This window comes from Polymorphum gilvum SL003B-26A1, assembly GCF_000192745.1.
Classification (GTDB): domain Bacteria; phylum Pseudomonadota; class Alphaproteobacteria; order Rhizobiales; family Stappiaceae; genus Polymorphum; species Polymorphum gilvum.
Genome location: NC_015259.1, coordinates 1,649,755 through 1,668,477, shown reverse-complemented (window position 1 = coordinate 1,668,477; position 18,723 = coordinate 1,649,755). Strand labels below are relative to the sequence as shown.

Genomic DNA, 18,723 nt, shown 5'->3' with positions numbered 1-18,723 from the left:
GGAGTGACAGGATGGCGGACAGGCCGGCGGACGAACGGGCTCCCCTCGACGAACTGATGATGGCCATGGATGTCGTGGACACGTTGCGCCACGACGAAGCCCTGGTGATGAAGGAACTCGGCGTCGAAGACCGGGACGCCCGCATGATCGAGCGTCTGCGCGAGATATATGCCTCCCAGGGCATCGAGGTACCCGACCGCACCCTGCGCGAGGGCGTCGAGGGGCTAAAGCAGGACCGCTTCGTCTATGCGCCGCCGGCTTCCGGTTTCGCGCGCCTGCTTGCCCTTGCCTATGTCCGGCGCCTGGTCTGGTCGAAATGGCTGGCCATCGCGGTGATCGTCGTCGGCCTCGCCGCGGTCGCCTGGCAGGTCCTTGTGATCGCGCCGCGCGAACGGGCAGCGGAAACGCTGCGCATCGAGCTGACGCAGGAGATCCCCGCCGCGCTCGATGCCGTCGCAGCCGCAATCGCCGGCATGAGCGCCGACGCGACCGCGCTCGAGCGCGCCACGGCCCTTGCCGCGGACGGACGGCGCGCGGCAGGCGCCGGAGAGGCCGCAGCGGCCCGGAAGGCGGTTTCGGACCTCAAGGCCCTGGAAACGGAACTGGCAACCACATTCGAGGTGCGCATCGTGTCGCGGCCCGGAACACCGACCGGCGTCACCCGCATTCCCGACGTCAACCGCTCGACGCGCAACTACTATCTCGTGGTCGAGGCCATCGGCCCGGACGGCAGGCCGATCGAACGAACCATCGTGTCGGAGGAAGACGGCCAGCCGAAGCGGGTCAGGATCTGGGCCCAGCGCGTGCCCCAGGCGGTGTTCGACGACGTGCGCGACGACAAGCAGACGGACGGCATCGTCCAGAACGCGCTCCTCGGCATTAAGGTCCGCGGCAAACTTTCCATCGACTGGACCAGACCCGTCGTGAGCGGAGCGATCACCGCATGGTGACACGAACGGCAGGAGCGTGAGACGATGCTGAGCGGACGCCAGACCCTCGGATCCATCGAACAGGCGTTGTCCGACCTGCGTCGCGAGGAGGCCGAACTCAACCACAGGATCGACCGGGCGACCCGGGCGATCTCTGACCTGCACGCCCAGCAGGGCGAAGCCTACCGGGAACTCGCCCGCTTCCGCCTGGAGACGCAGGCAGCCGAAGCGCTCGGCGGTCGTCTCAGCACGGCGGCGCGGCAGGCGCGCCGACTGCTGGACGAACGGAACGAGAAACTGCAGGCACTGACGGAGGAGACGCGTCAGGCGGATGCCCGGCGCGGCGAACGCCAGCGCGAACGCGACCGCCTTGCCGAGGAGCGCGAGGCAGCCGCCGACCGGCTCGACAAGCTGATGGGTGCTGTCGAAACCCGGCTGGCCGGCGATCCGGCCTTCCTCGCCCAGCGCGAGCGGGCCGAAACCGCCTTGCGCACCGCCGAGGCCGCGCGCGAGAAGGCGCGTACGGCGGAAGCCGACCGGGCAGCCAAGGGCAAGGCCTACGAGAACGACCCGCTGTTCGTCTACCTCTGGGGTCGCGGCTTCGGCACCGCGCAATACGACCGGCGCGGGCTGGTGCGCACCCTCGACCGCTGGGTCGCGGGCCTGATCCGGTTCCAGGATGCCCGGCCCAACTACGCCCTGCTGACCCAGATCCCCGACCGGCTGGCGCGCCATGCGGAACGGTGCGAGGAGGCCGCCCGGGCCGAGGCGGACGCGCTCGCCGCGTTCAGCCGCAAGGCGGCGACAGATCTGGCTGGCGAAGATATCGCCCAGCGCATCGACGACCTCGGCGACACGCTGGCGGCGCTCGACAGGGAGCTTGAAGGGCTGGAGGACCAGACCGCCGCCCTTCAAGCGACGCTGCAGACCTATGCCTCAGGCGAAGACGAGATCTACAAGGCGGCCGAGAGCGCCCTGTCCGAGGCGCTGAAGGGGGACGACCTGCGCGATCTTTGGCGAGAGGCGCTGGCGACCCCGTCCCCCGACGACGAGAAGATCGTCCGCCGTCTGGAGGATCTCGGCGAGCGCATCGAAGACCTGAGCCGGGAGGTGCGCCAGGACCGGGAGTTGCAGCGCAACCTGATCCGCCGGGGGGACGAACTCACCAAGGTATCGCGCCAGTTCCGCCAGAGCGGCTACGACGATTGGGATTCAACCTTCTCCGACGACAACCTGACCACCGTGCTGCTCGGCGAACTGGTGAAGGGCGCGATCTCCGGGTCGGACTACTGGGCAAGGGCGAAAAAGGCCCACGGCCGCAAGCAGGTTCGCGGCGGCCGGACGGCCTTTCCCGGCGGCTTCGGCCTGCCGCATACGATGGGCGGCGGCTCCGGCGGACGCTCCGGAGGCGGCGGCCGATCGGGCGGCGACGGCTTTTCGACCGGAGAGACATTCTGACGCCGAACGGCGCGACGACAGGGAGGCGGCCCGCATGACAGACCCGATCCTCTACCGGCGGCAGGCCGCGTACAACTTCTGGATGACGAACAAGCTCTACGCGACCTGCGGGCAGATGAGCGATGCGGAGCGCAAGGCCGACCGCGGCGCCTTCTTCCGCTCGATCCACTCGACCCTGAACCACCTGCTGTTCGGCGACCGGATCTGGATGGGGCGCTTCACCGGCCGCAGCCACGAGCACCGTGGCATGGGCGTCGACATCTACGACGACTTCGGCGAGCTCGAGCAGGCACACCGGGCCATGGCGGCCGAGATCGAGGCCTTCGCCGCCGGCCTGACGCCGGAATGGCTGGCCGGCACGCTGCGCTGGACCAACACGACCGGAACGCGGACGCTGGAACGACCGCGCTGGCTGCTCGTTTCCCACCTGTTCAACCACCAGACCCATCACCGGGGCCAGATCACCACACTTCTGTCACAGTCGGGACTCGATATCGGCGTGACCGACCTACCCTTCATGCCGGACCTTGGTGACTGACAGCCCATCCGTCGTTCCAGGGAAGGGAAAATAAACCAAGAAAGGGCTAGCATGCTCGCACCGTGCCCCCGCCCCCTCAGCATCAAGGACCGCGCCATGCGCAAGCTGCTCCTCCCCGTCCTCCTCCTTGCCGGCCTCGCCGCCTGTCAGTCGTCTCCGCCGCAGCGCGCCAGCCTGCCCCAGCAGCCGACGCTGACCATTCCCGACGGCGCCCAGTCGGTGACCATCGCCGCCGGCCCAGAGGCGGTCCGAGAGGCGCTCGTGTCCAGCGCGAAGGAACGCGGCACGGCAGTTGTCCAGGACGAAGCAAACATGGTGGTCATGGAGCGCAAGATGGCCGGCGACACGGCCGCGCTCGATGCCGAGTTCGGTCCGTCCGACAACGGCGACCGCATCATCCGCATCCGGGTGCGCTTCACCGGCGAGCCATGCCGGACCCTGGCGGTGCAGGACCTCGCCGTCGTCAACAACGCGCGCACGGCCCTGGAGCAGAGCTTCGTGCTGCCGGGCAATCCCAATACCCTGCAGAGCCTGCAGGGGCTCAAGCAGCGAGCCGAGCGACGCTCCGGCTGCCCGGCCGTGTGACCGGCCCGGCGGGGCTTGTCATTCAGCTGTTGAGCACGTCCTTCACGGTCGTCGCCAGCTGTTTCAGCGTGAAGGGCTTGGGCAGGAAGAAAAACTTCTCGTTCTCCGGCAGGTTCTCCTCGAAGGCATCCTCGGCATAGCCCGAGACGAAGATGATCTTCAGGTCCGGCCGGGTCTTGCGCAGTTCCTTCAACAGCGTCGGGCCGTCCATTTCCGGCATCACCACGTCGGAGACGACGAGGTCGACCTTGCCGCCGGTCTCCTCCATGACGTCGAGCGCCTCGGTGCCCGAGGCTGCCTCGTGCACGGTATAGCCGCGCGAAGCCAGCGCCCTGGCGGCGAAGGCGCGCACCGCCTCCTCGTCCTCGACCAGCAGGATGGTCGCCGAGCCGGTCAGGTCGGCGACCTTTTCCGTTTCCTCGACCGGCTTCTTCTCGGCGATGGGAACGTCCTTGGGAATGTGACGCGGCAGGAACAGGCGGAACGTGGTGCCGACGCCGACCTCGCTGCTGCAGAAGATGTAGCCGCCGGTCTGCTTGACGATGCCGTAGACCGTCGACAGGCCGAGACCGGTGCCCTTGCCGACCTCCTTGGTCGAGAAGAACGGCTCGAAGATCTTCTCCATGATCTCGGGCGGCATGCCGTGGCCGGTGTCCTCGACTTCGATCAGGGTGTATTCGCCCGGCGGCATGCCGCGGGTGTTTTCGAACCGGGTCGATTCGGCCGCCGACACGTTCGATGTGCGGATCGTCAGCCGGCCGCCGTCGGCCATGGCATCGCCGGCGTTGACCGCCAGATTGACGATGACCTGCTCGAGCTGGTTCAGGTCGGCCATCACCGGCCACAGGTCGCGGCCGTGGATGACCTTGAGCTCGACCTTCTCGCCAAGCAGCCGGTCGAGCAGGATCGACAAGTCGGCGAGCACGTCATTGAGGGCCAGTTGCTGCGGACGCAGCGTCTGGCGACGGGAGAACGCCAGCAGCTGGCGGACGAGGCCGGCCGCCCGGTTGGCGTTCTGCTTGATGTTCATGATGTCCTGGAACGACGGATCGGTCGGCCGGTGGCTGGCCAGAAGCAGGTCGGAGAAGCCGATGATTGCGGTAAGCACGTTGTTGAAATCATGCGCCACGCCACCCGCGAGTTGACCGATCGCCTGCATCTTCTGGCTCTGGGCGAACTGCGCCTCAAGCGCCCGCTGCTGCGTCGTCTCCAAGGCGTAGACGATGGCAGCCTCGCCGTCGCCTTCGCCATCCTGCACCGCCGAAACGTAGAAGGTCGCCGAGCGCCCGTCCGAGGCGTTGGCGAGCGGCACGTCGACGGGCGCGATCTCGCCGTAACCCTTGGCTGCCGCCGCCAGTGCCTTCGAGAATTCTTCCCTGCCCTGTTCGGCGACGAAGCCCTCCAGCTTCGGTCCATCGCCGGACAGATCCACCGGCCCGAACAGGCGTAGGAATGGCGCGTTGGTGCGCAGGACGCGGCCTTCCGCGTCGAGCGAGGCGATCGCGATCGGCGTGTTGTTGAAGAAGCGGGCGAAGCGGACCTCGGCCGCCCGCAGCGCTTCCGAAACCTCCTCCCCGCGCGAGCGGTTGAGCACCAGGGTGCGGCTGTCGCCCGGCTTGCCGTCGGCGCCGAAGGGCACCCGATGCAGCAGACGAACCGGCAAGCCGCGACCGTTGCGGGTAACGAGATCGAGGTCGAGCGTCTCGCTCTTGACCTCACCTGCCTGACCGCGGACGGAACGGACCAGTTCCGCGCCGTCGCCACGAATGATGTCGGACAGGTCCAGTTCGCCGGCCTGGAACTGGGCAAGGTCGTAGCCGAGCCAGTCGGCCAGCGTGGCGTTGAGATAGACCAGCCTTCCACGCCCGTCACAGGAAAAGAAACCGGCCGGTGCGTGATCGAGGAAATTGATGACCCGCTGCAGTTCCTGGAATGAACTTTCCTGTTCAGTCCGGTCACGGGTGATGTCTGCCAGTTGCCAGACCGTCAGCATCCGGCCGGAACCGCCCTCACGGCGCGGGATCACCAGGGGGCGCACCGAAACCCGGTACCAGCGCGCGCCGCCGTCCGAACCGTTGAGCGGGTACGGCAGGCGGACTTCCTCCTGCGCACGGCGGCTCTCGCGCATCGCCTGGGACAGGCGGAAGATCGCGTCGGCGGCATCCGGATCGCTCGAAAACACGCGTTCGACGGTCCGCACCTCGGCCGCCGTCTCCGCACCGGTCAGCGACGCGTAGGCCTGGTTGGCATAGATCAGCCGCCCCTCAGTGTCGGTCACCAGCGCGCCCTCGTCGAGCGAATCGACGAAGGCGGCACCGAGCGAGCTGCCGCCCGTCCTGGAGGAAAACCGCAGCAGCCCAATGGCGCCTGCGAACAGCGAGAACACGCCGACCACGGACAGGATGCCGAGCAGGGTCAGGACATAGGGTTCGGCGCGATCCCGCCCCATCAGCGCGAAGGTCGCTGCGGCCGCGATCAGCGCCACGGCCAAAAGCATCAGCAGGCCAATGTTGCCGCTGCGCTCCGCCCGATCGACGACCGGTTCGACCGGCTGTCCGTCCCGTTCAGTCATTCCGTGTTTCTCCCTCCCGACTCGCGGGATTCGGCGTGTGTCGCAGCATTCGTTCCCGCGACGGGAAATTCAACCGATCCCTAGTCACTTCGAGCGCCAGGTCCTGCGTTTTCTCATCCGGAACACGAAGCCGATGACCTCGGCAACGGCCTTGTAGTGATCCTCGGGAATCTCCCGGTCGACATCGACGCTGGCATAGAGGGCGCGCGCCAAGGGAGGATTCTCGACGACCGGCACCTCATGCTGGCGGGCGACCTCACGGATCTTCAGCGCGATCGCGTCGGTGCCCTTGGCAACGCACAGCGGTGCGCCCATACCTTCCTCGTATCTGAGCGCGACGGCGTAGTGCGTCGGGTTGGTGACGACCACGGTCGCCTGCGGGACCGCGGCCATCATACGCTTGCGGCTGCGTTCCATGCGCAACTGCCGGATCTTGCCCTTGACCAGCGGGTCGCCTTCGGTCTGCTTGTACTCCTCCTTGAGCTCGCGCATGCTCATCTTCTGCTTTTCGAACCACTTGTGGCGCTGCCACACGTAGTCGGCGCCAGCGACGACGGTCATGATCGCCAGGACCGCGGCCAGCAGCTGAAGCACCAGTCCGCGGGCTTCCTCCAGCAGCGACGAGACATCGACGAAGATGACCGCTTCGGCGCGGTCGCGCTGCGGCCAAAGCACCGCGACCATGACGGCGCCGACGATCACGATCTTCAGCATGCCCTTGGCGAAGTTCATCAGGCTCTGCCCCGAGAACAGGCGCTTGAAGCCGGACAGGGGCGAGACCTTGGAAAGCTTAGGCTTGATCGGCTCGGCGGTGAAGACGGCTTCGTGCTGCACCAGATTGCCGGCCACGGCCATGGCGACCAAGGCGAGCAGCGGCAGTCCGACGATCAGCGCCACCGACTGGCCGGTGTCTCGCCAAAGCGCCTTCAGGGCATAGCCGTCGGCAGGGATCTCGTGGGCATGCTCCAGATACCACTTGAGTTGGGTGCCGAGTTCGGTCGTCACCGCCGGCGCGAAGAGAGCGATCATCATCGCCGCGCCGGCGAGCGTGAACCAGGTGCTGACTTCCTGCGATTTCGGCAGATCCCCCTTCTCGTGCGCTTCCTTGAGGCGCTTTTGCGTGGGGTCCTCTGTTTTCTCCGAGTCGTCGGTATCATCGGCCATGGCGCGCTACCCGACCGTGAACCGCCCGATCGCCTCCTCGAAGTGACCCAGGTACCAGGTCATCAAGGTGGCGAGCAGGACGAGGAGCAGCCCAAGGCCGAGCGCGATGTTCACCGGCATGGCGATGAAGAAGATCTGCATCTGCGGCATGAGCTTGTTGAGCAGTCCGAGGCCGAAATAGAACACCAGCCCGACGACCAGGAACGGCGCGCTCATACGCACCGCGATGGAGAACATTCCCGCCACGATCTGCGTGGCCAGGGTGGCGAAATCGGCGACCGGAAGCCATTCGCCGGGCGGGAACAGGGTGAAGCTGTCGTGCAGCGCGGCGATGATGAGGAAATGCGTGTCGGTGACGAACACCAGAGTGACGCCGAGAATGGCCAGGAAGTTGCCGACCAGCGCGCCCTGCTGTCCCGACATGGTGACGTCTGTGCCCAGCGCCGACGCCAGGCTCGACTGGTTGGCGATGATCATGCCGGCGATCTGCAGCACCGAAGTGATCATGCGGGCGCACAGGCCGATGCCGAAGCCGATCGCCAGTTCGCCGGCCAGCAGGATGCCAAGGCCGCCGGGATCGGAGACCAGCCCGGCTGGATAGGCCCGTGCGCCGATCGGATAGAAGACCAAGGTCAGCGCCAGCGCCACTGTCAGGCGCAGCCGCATAGGGATCGAGCTTTCCCCGAGCGCGGGCAGCAGCATCAGCATGGTGCCGAGGCGCGCGAAGATCAGCATGAACACCGCCGCGATCTCGGGAAGGAACGACAGTTCCAGGGTCATCGGCGCGGCCCGTCGTCACGACGTGGCGAGGATCAGTTCGCTGATCCGAGCCATGAAGGCCGCGAGGAGTTGCCCCATGAAGGGAAGCGTGACGATCATGGTGACGAAGATGGCCAGGATCTTGGGCACGAAAACGAGGGTCATTTCCTGGATCTGGGTCAGGGCCTGGAACAGCGCGATGACCACGCCGACGACGAGGCCGACGACCATGATCGGCGCCGAGACGAGGATCAGCGTCCAGACCCCCTCGCGCGCCACGTCCAGGACTTCCGGTCCGGTCATCTGCGTTCCCTCGCGCGTCCGGCCGAACGGCCCGGACGGATCAGATCGGCATGCGCATGATTTCCTCGTATGCGGAAATCACCCGGTCGCGCACCGAGACCATGGTCTCGAGCGCCACTTCGGTTTCGGCGATCGCAGTGACCACGTCAACGACGTCCGCCTTGCCTTGCACAAGTCCGATCGTCTTCTGGTCGGTTTCCCGGCCTTTTTCCACCACGGAATTGACAGCCTCGCGCACCAGGCCACCGAAGTCGACGGAACTGGTCGGCGTCTCGGCCTCCGCCTGCCTGGCGAGGCGCGCAGCCATCTGATAGGCGTTGGCAGCGACACTGGGGGTTGCCATGGTATTCGCTCCTCAGGAAAGTCGTTTCCGCCCGCGCCTAGCCGCGCAGGATGTCGATGGTCCGCTGCAGCATCCGCCGCGTTGACTCGATCACGTTCAGGTTCGCCTCGTACGAGCGCTGCGCCTCGCGCATGTCGACCGTCTCGACCAAGGAATTCACGTTGGGGACACGGACGTTGCCGTTAGCGTCGGCAGCGGGATGGCCGGGTTCGTAGCGGGTCGGAAACTCCGACCGGTCCTCGGCGAGCTTGCCGAGTTCGACGAGTTCCGCCTGCAGATCCCTGTCGAAACGGTTCTTGAAGGTCGGGATCTTGCGCCGGTACGGATCCTCGTCCGGGGTACGGCCGGTCGAATCCGCGTTGGCGAGATTCTCGGCAATGACACGGATGCGGCCGTTCTGGGCCTTCAGGCCAGATGCGGAGATGAACAGCGATTTCACGAGATCCATGACGGAACTCCCCTGGCTGATGCGGCCCGAGATCAGGCGGACTTGGACAGCGCCGTCCGGATCAGGCCGATGCTGCGCGTGTAGAGAGCGGTTGCGGCCTGGAAATCCATCTGGTTTTCCGTAACCTTCATCATCTGCTCCTCGAGCACGACGTTATTGCCGTTCGGCGTCGTCTCGAAGGTTTCGCTCGCCTCTTCCATCTTGCTCGCTGCGGTCATGACGCCGGGCAGATGGCCGGCCTGGGTCCTCGCCGTGGCCAGGCCGGCCGGCTTGAGATCTACCTGCTTGGAGAGGTCGAAGGGCTTGAGATCCCGCGCCCGGTACTGGGGTGAGTCCGCATTCGCAACATTCTCCGACAGCAGCGACTGGCGGGTCTGGTGCCACTGCATCTTGGACTTCAGGGCCTGGAACATCGGCAGATTGGTCAGAGCCATGCGAGTCACCATTCGTTAACCAATTGGGCAAACATTGCCGACCAAAAGGTTAACGAATGGTTAACGTCGCTCCATGCAAACCCAGCCAAGTCGGCACTTTTCCGTGGAGCACCGCACCCCTAGATGGTTCATTTTGCATCGAACGGCATCGACAGGGCGGCAATTTCTGCCCAGTTCTGTTAACTTTTCCGAAGAATGAAGAATCGTTTAACACAAAAGTCGCCCGCCTAGGGGCACAGACGACCGTCCCTGAGGCGCGCAAAAGCAATGGACCCGGGTCGGGCAACGGCATTCCACAGTATACCTGCCCTGCGTCAAATGCTATCTGCTGGTGCGCTTCGGGCGGGGAAAGAGCCAATACGGGACGCGGGCATGCACCGCAAACCCGAGATCCAGTGAGGTGGGTATGTACGAGTGGATCGCGGAAACCTTTGGCGTGGGGGACGGCATAGCGAGAGCAATGGCCTTCATCATAGCCATGGCCATCGTCCTCGGGCTCATCGGGCTTTTTGTCTTCATCCTGCGTCAGTTAACCGGCGCACGGGTCAATGCAGGCCGCAACCGGCAGCCTCGAATTGCCGTGATGGACGCAGCAAACATTGACGCCCGCCGACGCCTGCTTCTGGTCCGGCGTGACAATGTCGAACATCTCATCCTGGTCGGCGGTCCGACCGACGTGGTGGTCGAGCAGAATATCGTGCGCGGCATGCCGGTCTCGGCAACCTATCCGCGCCAGGGCGGCATCGCCGTGACTGCGCCGGCGACCCAGCCGATACCGACGGGCGAGCCCGAACCCGCGCCAGCGCCGGTTTCGACGCCGGCGCCCGTGACGGCTCCCACCCCGATCCGCGCCTCCGCCCCGGCACCTGCGGCAACAGCTCGTCCGCACGAAACGGCCCTGACGGCGCTGAGGGCACGCAGCGAGCCGACGGAGGCGGAAAACGTCAAGGCGCTGCGCCCGCGCCTCGGCAGCGACGCGCCCGCAGCGGCGCGTGCGCCTGCAGTGTCGCGCGCAAGCGAAGCACCTCATCCGGTCGCCCCCCGGCCGGCCGAACGGTCGGCGGCTTTCGGTATTCGATCCGAACTCGGCAGCAAGGCCGGCGCTTCGGTCGCCGCGGCCGGCGCCGCCGTCGCGGACCTGGCCCGCAGCCTTTCCAAGGCCGGAGAACGCAACGCGGCTGCTTCCGACACCAGCGAAATCCGACGCCAGGTAACGCCGCCTTCCTCCGGCCCCGCCGCCAGGGCCAGGACCGCATTCCCGAATGCGGCGCCCACGGCCCCTGCGCCGATGACGGCCAGCACCCCGCCGGTGACGCCGTCCCCCGTCAGGCCCAAGCCGCCAATGCCTGCAGCGGCGGACGCTGGGGAAGGACCGGCCAAGACTTCGGAGATCCCCGCCGTGGCATCCACGCCGGCGACTGGTAACGCCCGGGTCGAAACCCCTGAAGCGCCTCCCCCTGTTGCGGCGGCAAGGCAGGCGCCCGCAGCCAATGCGCCGGTGCCGCCCGTGCCCCCCGAGCCGCGGACCGCAGAGATCGCCCCCCCGTCCGCAGCAGAACCCCCGGCGCAGCCGAGCCCGAACGCACCGGATGCACCTGCCGAACCGCCCGTCACCGCCGAACCAGCGGTCGCGGATGCCCAAAGCGGACAACCGAACGAGCAACCCCAAACGGGCCCCACAGCCGTCGAGACGACCGAACCGCGCCAGGCGTCCGTTGTAGATCGGGCCGCAGTCACGGATCAGGCCGCAACGACCGCACAGGAGGCTCCCGAACCGCCCCCCCCCCGGCAGGAGGAGAACGCAGGGGTCAACGCCATCGAAGAGGAGATGGCGAAGTTGCTCAACGAAATCACCGAGCAAGGACGCAAATGAGACACTCTCTCGGCCGCCCGCGTAGGCGGTTGGGGATTCCGGCCGTCGGCATTGCCGCCGCCATTGGACTGGCGGCAGCAATCGGCCCCGCCGGTGCGCAGGACCTGACGATCGGGTTCGGCGAGGGCGCCAGCCTGACCGAACGCGCCGTCCAACTCGTCGCCCTGCTGACGGTGCTCAGCCTCGCACCCTCGATCCTCGTGATGGTCACGAGTTTCACAAGGATCGTGGTGGTGCTGTCGCTGCTGCGTTCGGCTATCGGTCTTCAGACGGCGCCGCCCAACATGGTCATGGTCAGTCTGGCCCTGTTCCTCACCGCCTTCATCATGGCCCCGACGCTGCAGGTCGCCTATGAAGAGGGTGTGCAGCCGCTGGTCGAGGGAACCATCGAATTCGACCAGGCATTCGAACGCGCTTCCACCCCTTTCCACGCCTTCATGTTGTCCCAGGTCAGGGAGAAGGATCTGGCGCTGTTCCAGGAGCTCTCCGGGCAGGAGGCTCCGGAAACACAGGAAGACCTGTCGTTCCAGACGCTCATCCCGGCTTTCATGATCAGCGAGTTGCGCCGCGCGTTCGAGATCGGCTTCCTGCTCTACCTGCCCTTCCTGATCATCGATCTCGTCGTCGCGTCGGTGCTGATGTCGATGGGCATGATGATGCTGCCGCCGGTGGTCATCTCCCTGCCCTTCAAGCTGATTTTCTTCGTTCTGGTCGACGGCTGGAACCTCGTCGCCGGCAGTCTCGTCCGCAGTTTCGGCGGCGGCTGAAGCCGGCGCTCAGCCGTTGCCGGTCGGCGCGGACGCGGCGACCGACTGGTCACCGGTCGGCGACGGCGACATGTACTGGCGCCGGTACTCCTCGAGGAACGTATCGAGGGTGTCGGTCGCGGCAAGCCCCTTGGCCACTTCGAGGAACTCCACTCCCTGCGAGGCGATCGGCCGGGTCACGACCTCGAATGCAAGCGCTTCCTGGCTGTCGGCCATCTTGGGCGCGTATTTGGTCCTCAGCCGGTCGAGGCTGAGCTGGTCGCCGGCCAGGGAGTACGCGATGCCGGCCTTGAGAATGTCGTTGCGCTCCAGTTCTTCGAGCGGAATGGTGTCCGACCAGCGCGAGCCGTACATCGCTTCGAGCTGCTCGCCCGCCTCGCGCCAGCTCTGGGCCGCCCAGAAGGTATCGGCGCGCAAACGGTCGACATCGGAGCCGCGCATGTTGCGCACCAGTTCGAGGGCGAGATCCGGCCGGCCGCTTTCGGTCAACGCCCGGGCCTCGACGATGTTGCGCTGCCGGTCGAGCGCCGTCGGAAGATTGGCCTGACGGGTCCGGTTCAGAACCCGCAGCGCCCGTTCCGGCTTGCGGTCCATCAGATAGATGGCCCCGAGGTCGGCCGCGATCTGGGCGCGCGCCGCGCCCTTGAGCCGGTTGTCGACCTGATGCTGCAGAAGCTCCGCGGCCTGATTGAGCAGGTCCACCTCGACCAGGCGCTTGGCGAGGCTGCGTACCATCTCGTCGCCCTGACGCCCGACCGGGGTCATCTCGCGGAAATCATAGAATAACGACAGAGCGCGAACCGGCGACATCTCGTTGGCCTTGCCGTCCAGGAACAAGGAGGCAAACAGCGCGCCCATCTCTTCCTGAAGCAGCCGGGTCGTCTGCGAATCCGGATCGGCCTGGATCGCCGACTTCATGGCCTCGAAGGCCTCGCGATAACGGCCCTTTTCGGCATAGAGCTGGGCGAGGAACCGCAGCGTCCTTAACTCGATCTCGTCGCCGCGCCAGGCCGTGGCCAGACCGGCAAGGTCCTCGATGGCCCTGTCGATGTCGATCTCGCCGTCCCGATATCGGATGCGCAGGGCACGGTAGCGGGCTTCTGCGGCGCGCGGCCGGTCATCCGTCCGCGACACCAGGTCGAAGGCCGTCAGCGCCTCCAGGGACCGGCCTGACGCATCGGCAACGCGCCCGCGCAAAAGGTCGTAGCGGGCAGCCTGAGCCGATGAGATCAAGCTCGGCTCGATCTCCGCCAGCATTGCGTTGGCCATGCCGAAGTCGTTCACCTCAACCATGGTCTGGGCCGCGGCGAGATTGAACTCGGTCTGAAGATTGAGCGGATAGTTGCCAATCACGGCCCGACCGCGCGGAATGGCAGTGCGCGCCTGCGCCCAGTCGCCGAGCGCGACGCTGACGATGCTCTGCCACACCGCGGCATCCGGACTGTTCCTGAGGTCGGTCCGATTGAGATGATCATAGGCCTCGGCCGGACGCCCCGCCAGCGTCTGCGCCGCACCCATCATCAAATTGAAGGCGCTGTCCTCGGCGAGCGCAGGATCTTCCTCGAGGGCGAGCCGCATCAGGCCCAGGGCTTCATGGGCGAACGAATGGGCGAGATAGAAGCGCGCCAGATCCATTCGTGCCGCCCGCTGGCGCCCGACCGGAGCGGTAACGAGAGCGTTTTCGAGTTCGGTCCGGCGCTTTAGGAAACTGAGAGGATTCTCGGTCGTCAGCGAGACGAACTCGACGTAGCCGGGCTGGTCCGGATCGGCAATGGAATTGAACACGCCCGAGCCGCCGCGGAGGTGCTTGTTCGACAGCGTCAGGCCGTCCTTCTTCTGGATGATGACGTCGTCGCCGACGATCTCCATCGTCACGCCGTCCGACTTGAACACGACGGCCACGCCGTGGGCAGACGACAGCGCGTCCAGATCGACGAAGCTCTGCGGCTTCAGCAGGCCGCGGGCAGGACCGAACCCGGTTGCCGCTTGGATCGTGTCGCCGACGAACGGATCGACGATCGTGCGCACCATGTGCGGCCCCTTGAACGGAACGCGCAGGACCGAGCCGCCATCGCCACGCACGTTGCGTTCCATCGACAGCGGCTTCGACGGCTCGACGATCATGTCGCCGAAGACGAGGTTCCAGGCATTACCCTCGGCGCCGACGGTCGCCAACGCCGATGAACTCACATCGACGCGAAGGACCTGGAAGCCATCGTCCTGGGTCACGACGATATCGCCCGCCATGTCGCCGAGCGCCGAATGCATTCCCCGCACGTCGATGGTCACGTCGGTATCGAACACCATCCACAGGCTGTTGTTGCGCCGGAACACTGACGTTGCCACCGGTTCGCGGAACGGAAACACGACCCGTACGGTACTGCCGATGCGCCGCGCCTCCGCCGACACGAAATTGCGGACTTCCGCAGCATGGTCAGCCGGCGGACTTTCTGGAGAAATCTCCTCCGGCTCGGCCGTCAGTTCGCGGCCGCCGAACGTCGCCCGCCAAGCCTCCTGCAGGCCCTGCTCGGGCGGAATCTGGGCCAGTTCGATCGCCGGCGGCACCTCGGGCGCCTGCGGCGCGACTGCGGCAGGCGGAACCGGGACAGGTGACGGCGCCGTGTCTGCGGCCGCCGACGGCTCCATAGCGGGCGAAGCGGGCAAAGCGGGCGAAGCCGGCCCTGCATCTTGCGGCGCAGCCGAAATCTCTACGGGAACCGCATCCGACTCGCTCGACGGAGCGTCAGGCGCCTGTTCGCCTAGCGGAACTGGCTTTGCACGCGGCATGGCTGCGGACGAAGCAGCGGCCTGAATCTCGAACTGAACCTCATCGGCTGGCGGCACGGAGGCGTCCTCCAGCACCGGCGGGTCGCCTGTCGCTGCGGGCGGCGGCGCAGGCGCGGGCACCGCCTCCGCCGTCTGAGGCGGTGTGCCTTCCGCTGTCTCCGCACCGCTACCGGAGTCCTGCGGATCGCCCGCAGCGGGGTCTCCCGCTTTCGTATCCGCGTTGCGCAGCCCGGCGGCCACAATCACTTCGGATTGGCCCTCGGTCCGGTCAGCCGACAGAGCGGCGTTGATCGCCCTGTTGACCGGATCGCGTCCTTCCATGCTCTCAGGCGTGATATCGATCACATAGGTCTGGTCCTCGCGGAACGCTCGGATGTCGACGGACGGCTCCAGGCGCATGAGGAACTTGAGTTTGCCCTCGTCGATGAAGGAGGTCGCATCGATGACGCCCTTCGGCAGCCTTGCGCGCAGGTTGCCGATATCGAGCTGGGCGGGGTGGTTGAAGGTCACCCGGACGATATCCTCTTCGCGCACGAAGGCTGTGTCGAACCGGATGCTCCAGTCGAATACGAGACGCGTGAAGGTCGGATGCTCGCCGATACGCAGATCGACGGTTGGCCCCTCCTTGACCTTGAGCCGCGCCTGTTCAAGTGCGCGTACCTGGCGCATGGCCTCCTCGGCCCGTTTGGCCAGCTCACGCACGACCTCGTCCGGCAGTCCGGGCGGCAGACCCTGCCAGTTCGGCGGTAGGATATCGACGAAAAGCTTCTCGCCCGCTTCCAGCGTGTTGATGCGGAACTTGCCCTTCAGGGCGAAGCGGATAGCGCTGCCGTCGGGATCGCGCCGGGCGATGGCAATGTAGTCCGACAGTTGCAGCGGCACGTCGTCAACGTCGATCGCAATCGGATTTTCGAAGGCGATGCGCAGGACACCGCTGGTCACCGCGGCATCATAATAGGGCAGAAGCGTGCGATCCTTGAACGTGAGGATCATCCGCCCGTAACCCTGGGCAGGAAAGGCTTCCAGCGTGGCGATTTCCTCCGCCCCTGCGCGAAGCGGCAGGACACCGAGAAACGCTGCGAGCACCAGAGCCTGGACGCGACCGAGAGTCCGCCCAGGCAAAGCCCGGAACGTTGCGGGGACCAAGATCCTCGCCCGACCCAGTGCATGGCTCACACGCGTCCACAAATCCCGTTCTATCCTCCGGATTCTATCGTTGCCGGCACACTAGAAGCTCGGCCTTAACACGGCCTTACATCAACCGCGTAAACCCAAGGAAACCGCCTAGTTCGAGCGTATCTTGGGCAGATCGGAGCCGGACGCCGGAACGGCTGCCTGATCGTCCCCGCCACGCGCGATCGCCACCGTCAGCCGCTCCGCCGCTTCCGGCGACATTCTCGCAAGGACGTCGGCCATCTTGCGCGGCTTCATCTGCCGAACGACCTTGAGCAGCACTTCCAGTTCGAGACGGTCGAAAATCCGGGCAGCGTCCTTGGCCTTCATGGATTCGTACATCGTCACGAGCCCGGCGATCTCATTCTCTTCCTGCTTGCGCTTCTCGTCCACGACCTGTTCGATCCGCTGCTCCAGCGACTTCAGTTCGTCGACGCGCTTCTGCAGGCGCTCCTCGGTCGCCTGCAGAAGCTTTTCGCGCAGGTCGAGTTGTCCTTCCTGCTCCTGCAGGACCTTTCGCCGTTCACCAAGACTTTCCAGCACCGCGCGTTCGGCTGCCGAGCCGCCGATCTCGAGCGAGTCCGGCAGTGGCGGCGGCATGACCTCCGAAGCGTCTGTCACCGAAGCTTCGGCTGTCGCAGCCTCGTCGGGAACGGCCGGCACAGGCGGCGGAGAGGCATCTTGTGCCTGCGCTTCCCGGATCGGCATCACGGTGGAAGGCTCGCCCAGCACGATGCCGAGCAGCTTCAACCCCAGCAAGGCGCTAGCCGCAATCCCGACAAGAGGAAGCAGGCGCAGATTCAAGCAGCCGCCTCCCCCGCACGCTTACGGAACCGTTCCAGGCGCGCGGTCGCTTCGGCTGCCGCCGCACGAATATCGCGCGCGGTGACCGGAGCCGCCACCGCAGCCTGTCGCTGGGGCTCCGCGACCGGGGCTTGCGAGGCGCGCACCTCGGCATGGCGCAGCGCCGGTTCGACGTGTCTTGCGGCCGCTTCGGCGGCCTGGGCAGAGCGCGCCGCCTCGGCAATCTGGCTGATGCGGGCAAGGACCTGCTCGCCCTGGCCGAGCTGTTCGGCCAGCAGCCTGGACATGGCTTCCGCTTCCGAGAGTCGGCCTCCGAGGGTCTTGTCGACATCCGTGGCCGTCGCCTTGAGGCCGAGGATTGCGCGTTCGGCGATTTCCGTCGCTGTGATGAGTTCTGAGATGGTCGCCCGAAGCGTTTCCTCGTCCGCCCGCAACCGCTGCAGACGTCGGTTCAGGATCCAGCAGTAGCCGATCGTGACCAGGAGCAGGACCGCAACCAGGCTTTCGATGATCATTCCGAGGGGCAACGTGCTCATGACGGTTCCATTTCCTTCTGCATGGCCCGCTCGAAGGCGGCGAGTGTCATCTTCGGACGGCGCAGGCCACGCGTGACGCGAATCGCGATCGAATCTTCAACCTTGCCCAGTGTACCCTCTGTCAGGGGCACGTTGCCGCATTTGATGGTGATCGGATCATGAGGATCAACATCGAAGATCAGCGTCTGACCGACATCCAGGCTTAGGACACGGCCGAGCGGCAGGTGGGTTTCGTAGAGCACGGCATCCACCTCGATCTCGGCCGCATGGATCTCGCTCGCCAGATGCCCTTCCCAGATCGGATCGCGGCCGAACTTCTCGCCCATGAACATCTGCAGGAGCAGATCGCGGATCGGCTCCAGAGTGGCATAGGGCATCATGATCTCGATCGTGCCGCCGCGGTCCTCCATGTCGATGCGCAATTCGACAAGGATCGCCGCGTTCGCAGGCCGCGATATGGCGGCAAAGCGCGGATTCGTCTCAAGACGTTCAAGGTTGAAATGGACAGGTGAAAGCGGCGCGAACGCCTGTTCGGCATCGGCCAGGATGATCTCGACCATCCGCCGCACGAGGTTGGTTTCGATGGTCGTGTAGGGGCGACCTTCGACACGCACCGCCGTCGTGCCGCGCCCGCCGCCGAGCAGAACGTCGATGATCGAGTAGATCAGGCTCGACTCGACCGTCACGAGCCCGAAGCCGTCCCACTCCTCCGCCTTGAACACACCGAGGATGGCCGGCAGCGGGATAGAGTTCAGGTAGTCGCCGAAACGCACCGAGCTGATCGAATCCAGCGACACTTCCACATTGTCGGAGGTGAAGTTGCGCAGCGAGGTCGTGGTCAGCCGCACCAGGCGGTCGAACACGATTTCGAGCATCGGCAGACGCTCGTAGGACACCATCGCCGAGTTGATGAGCGCACGGATGCCGCTCTGGTCGCCGGCGATCGTATCCTCGATGTTGAAGCCGAGGAGGTTGTCGATTTCCTCCTGATTCAGCACGCGGTCGGCGCCGCGGGTGGCGTTCTCAAGCTCCGGCTCGCTGTCGTCGATCATGGCGGCCCATTGCGCCGCCATGTCGTCGGCGTTGCCGACGCCCTGCTCTTCCAGCGCAGCCCCCCAGGCCGCCGCCAGATCGTCGTCGTCGTCGTCGCCCGCCCCCTGCTCGGCAAGCGCGGCACCCCAGGCATCAGCCAGGTTCATGTCGGACAGATCATCGTCGTCTTCGTCAGCCATGCCGCACCCTGCTTTTCA

The 18,723-nt window shown here is 66.0% G+C and carries 17 protein-coding genes; 6 read left to right on the top strand and 11 right to left on the bottom strand.

The genetic code is table 11. From position 1 onward, the window contains the following. The first annotated feature begins 11 nt into the window (after positions 1-11). From SL003B_RS07845 to SL003B_RS07830, 4 genes are all read left to right on the top strand, one after another. Positions 12-950, top strand: coding sequence for a DUF6384 family protein (locus SL003B_RS07845; protein ID WP_013652301.1), 939 nt, complete (start codon positions 12-14; stop codon positions 948-950). A gap of 24 nt (positions 951-974) precedes the next feature. Further along, a complete protein-coding gene (locus tag SL003B_RS07840; protein WP_013652300.1) occupies positions 975-2,387 on the top strand; it encodes a coiled-coil domain-containing protein in 1,413 nt (470 codons plus the stop codon). Between the two features lie 34 nt (positions 2,388-2,421). Then, positions 2,422-2,925, top strand: coding sequence for a DinB family protein (locus SL003B_RS07835; protein WP_013652299.1), 504 nt, complete (start codon positions 2,422-2,424; stop codon positions 2,923-2,925). 96 nt (positions 2,926-3,021) lie between these two features. Continuing rightward, positions 3,022-3,510 (top strand): hypothetical protein, encoded by a 489-nt coding sequence (locus SL003B_RS07830; protein ID WP_013652298.1) that lies wholly within the window; start codon positions 3,022-3,024, stop codon positions 3,508-3,510. Positions 3,511-3,532: 22 nt separating this feature from the next. Here SL003B_RS07830 and cckA read toward each other — a convergent pair whose 3' ends face one another. The 7 genes from cckA to flgB form a co-directional block, all read right to left on the bottom strand. Beyond that, positions 3,533-6,082 (bottom strand): cell cycle histidine kinase CckA, encoded by a 2,550-nt coding sequence (gene cckA / locus SL003B_RS07825; protein WP_013652297.1) that lies wholly within the window; start codon positions 6,080-6,082, stop codon positions 3,533-3,535. Between the two features lie 84 nt (positions 6,083-6,166). After that, on the bottom strand, positions 6,167-7,246 hold the full coding sequence (gene flhB / locus SL003B_RS07820; RefSeq protein WP_013652296.1) for a flagellar biosynthesis protein FlhB: 1,080 nt from the start codon (positions 7,244-7,246) through the stop codon (positions 6,167-6,169). 6 nt (positions 7,247-7,252) lie between these two features. Further along, entirely contained in the window at positions 7,253-8,026 is a 774-nt protein-coding gene (gene fliR, locus SL003B_RS07815; RefSeq protein ID WP_013652295.1) for a flagellar biosynthetic protein FliR, read from the bottom strand. A 15-nt stretch (positions 8,027-8,041) separates the two neighbouring features. Then, positions 8,042-8,308 (bottom strand): flagellar biosynthesis protein FliQ, encoded by a 267-nt coding sequence (gene fliQ / locus SL003B_RS07810; protein ID WP_013652294.1) that lies wholly within the window; start codon positions 8,306-8,308, stop codon positions 8,042-8,044. A 40-nt stretch (positions 8,309-8,348) separates the two neighbouring features. Next, complete coding sequence (fliE, locus tag SL003B_RS07805) at positions 8,349-8,651, bottom strand: flagellar hook-basal body complex protein FliE (RefSeq protein WP_013652293.1); 303 nt, start codon at positions 8,649-8,651, stop codon at positions 8,349-8,351. Positions 8,652-8,688: 37 nt separating this feature from the next. After that, positions 8,689-9,099 (bottom strand): flagellar basal body rod protein FlgC, encoded by a 411-nt coding sequence (flgC, locus tag SL003B_RS07800; RefSeq protein WP_013652292.1) that lies wholly within the window; start codon positions 9,097-9,099, stop codon positions 8,689-8,691. Between the two features lie 32 nt (positions 9,100-9,131). Then, entirely contained in the window at positions 9,132-9,533 is a 402-nt protein-coding gene (gene flgB / locus SL003B_RS07795; RefSeq protein WP_013652291.1) for a flagellar basal body rod protein FlgB, read from the bottom strand. Between the two features lie 406 nt (positions 9,534-9,939). On the opposite strand from flgB, the gene SL003B_RS23665 reads away from it, so the two are divergent. Beyond that, positions 9,940-11,406 carry a flagellar biosynthetic protein FliO gene (locus SL003B_RS23665; protein WP_013652290.1) on the top strand — a complete coding sequence of 489 codons (1,467 nt, stop codon included), beginning with the start codon at positions 9,940-9,942 and terminating at the stop codon, positions 11,404-11,406. After that, positions 11,403-12,173, top strand: coding sequence for a flagellar type III secretion system pore protein FliP (gene fliP / locus SL003B_RS07785; protein WP_041375433.1), 771 nt, complete (start codon positions 11,403-11,405; stop codon positions 12,171-12,173). Before SL003B_RS23665 ends, fliP begins: the two co-directional genes overlap by 4 nt. Before the next feature lie 9 nt (positions 12,174-12,182). Here the strand turns inward: fliP and SL003B_RS07780 are convergent, their stop codons facing one another. The 4 genes from SL003B_RS07780 to fliM form a co-directional block, all read right to left on the bottom strand. Then, positions 12,183-16,046, bottom strand: coding sequence for a hypothetical protein (locus SL003B_RS07780; protein WP_013652288.1), 3,864 nt, complete (start codon positions 16,044-16,046; stop codon positions 12,183-12,185). Positions 16,047-16,244: 198 nt separating this feature from the next. Beyond that, positions 16,245-16,937 carry a MotE family protein gene (locus tag SL003B_RS07775; RefSeq protein WP_041375432.1) on the bottom strand — a complete coding sequence of 231 codons (693 nt, stop codon included), beginning with the start codon at positions 16,935-16,937 and terminating at the stop codon, positions 16,245-16,247. Next, entirely contained in the window at positions 16,934-17,473 is a 540-nt protein-coding gene (locus tag SL003B_RS07770) for a DUF6468 domain-containing protein (protein WP_013652286.1), read from the bottom strand. The genes SL003B_RS07775 and SL003B_RS07770 overlap by 4 nt, the downstream gene beginning before the upstream one ends. Continuing rightward, positions 17,470-18,705, bottom strand: a complete 1,236-nt coding sequence (gene fliM, locus SL003B_RS07765; RefSeq protein ID WP_013652285.1) for a flagellar motor switch protein FliM — start codon at positions 18,703-18,705, stop codon at positions 17,470-17,472. Before fliM ends, SL003B_RS07770 begins: the two co-directional genes overlap by 4 nt. Positions 18,706-18,723 lie beyond the last annotated feature (18 nt).

Bases quoted from the DNA above. Each gene is read 5' to 3' on its own strand.
- SL003B_RS07845 (WP_013652301.1), top strand. From the start codon at position 12: ATGGCGGACAGGCCGGCGGACGAACGGGCTCCCCTCGACGAACTGATG.
- SL003B_RS07840 (WP_013652300.1), top strand. From the start codon at position 975: ATGCTGAGCGGACGCCAGACCCTCGGATCCATCGAACAGGCGTTGTCC.
- SL003B_RS07835 (WP_013652299.1), top strand. From the start codon at position 2,422: ATGACAGACCCGATCCTCTACCGGCGGCAGGCCGCGTACAACTTCTGG.
- SL003B_RS07830 (WP_013652298.1), top strand. From the start codon at position 3,022: ATGCGCAAGCTGCTCCTCCCCGTCCTCCTCCTTGCCGGCCTCGCCGCC.
- cckA (WP_013652297.1), bottom strand. From the start codon at position 6,082: ATGACTGAACGGGACGGACAGCCGGTCGAACCGGTCGTCGATCGGGCG.
- flhB (WP_013652296.1), bottom strand. From the start codon at position 7,246: ATGGCCGATGATACCGACGACTCGGAGAAAACAGAGGACCCCACGCAA.
- fliR (WP_013652295.1), bottom strand. From the start codon at position 8,026: ATGACCCTGGAACTGTCGTTCCTTCCCGAGATCGCGGCGGTGTTCATG.
- fliQ (WP_013652294.1), bottom strand. From the start codon at position 8,308: ATGACCGGACCGGAAGTCCTGGACGTGGCGCGCGAGGGGGTCTGGACG.
- fliE (WP_013652293.1), bottom strand. From the start codon at position 8,651: ATGGCAACCCCCAGTGTCGCTGCCAACGCCTATCAGATGGCTGCGCGC.
- flgC (WP_013652292.1), bottom strand. From the start codon at position 9,099: ATGGATCTCGTGAAATCGCTGTTCATCTCCGCATCTGGCCTGAAGGCC.
- flgB (WP_013652291.1), bottom strand. From the start codon at position 9,533: ATGGCTCTGACCAATCTGCCGATGTTCCAGGCCCTGAAGTCCAAGATG.
- SL003B_RS23665 (WP_013652290.1), top strand. From the start codon at position 9,940: ATGTACGAGTGGATCGCGGAAACCTTTGGCGTGGGGGACGGCATAGCG.
- fliP (WP_041375433.1), top strand. From the start codon at position 11,403: ATGAGACACTCTCTCGGCCGCCCGCGTAGGCGGTTGGGGATTCCGGCC.
- SL003B_RS07770 (WP_013652286.1), bottom strand. From the start codon at position 17,473: ATGAGCACGTTGCCCCTCGGAATGATCATCGAAAGCCTGGTTGCGGTC.
- fliM (WP_013652285.1), bottom strand. From the start codon at position 18,705: ATGGCTGACGAAGACGACGATGATCTGTCCGACATGAACCTGGCTGAT.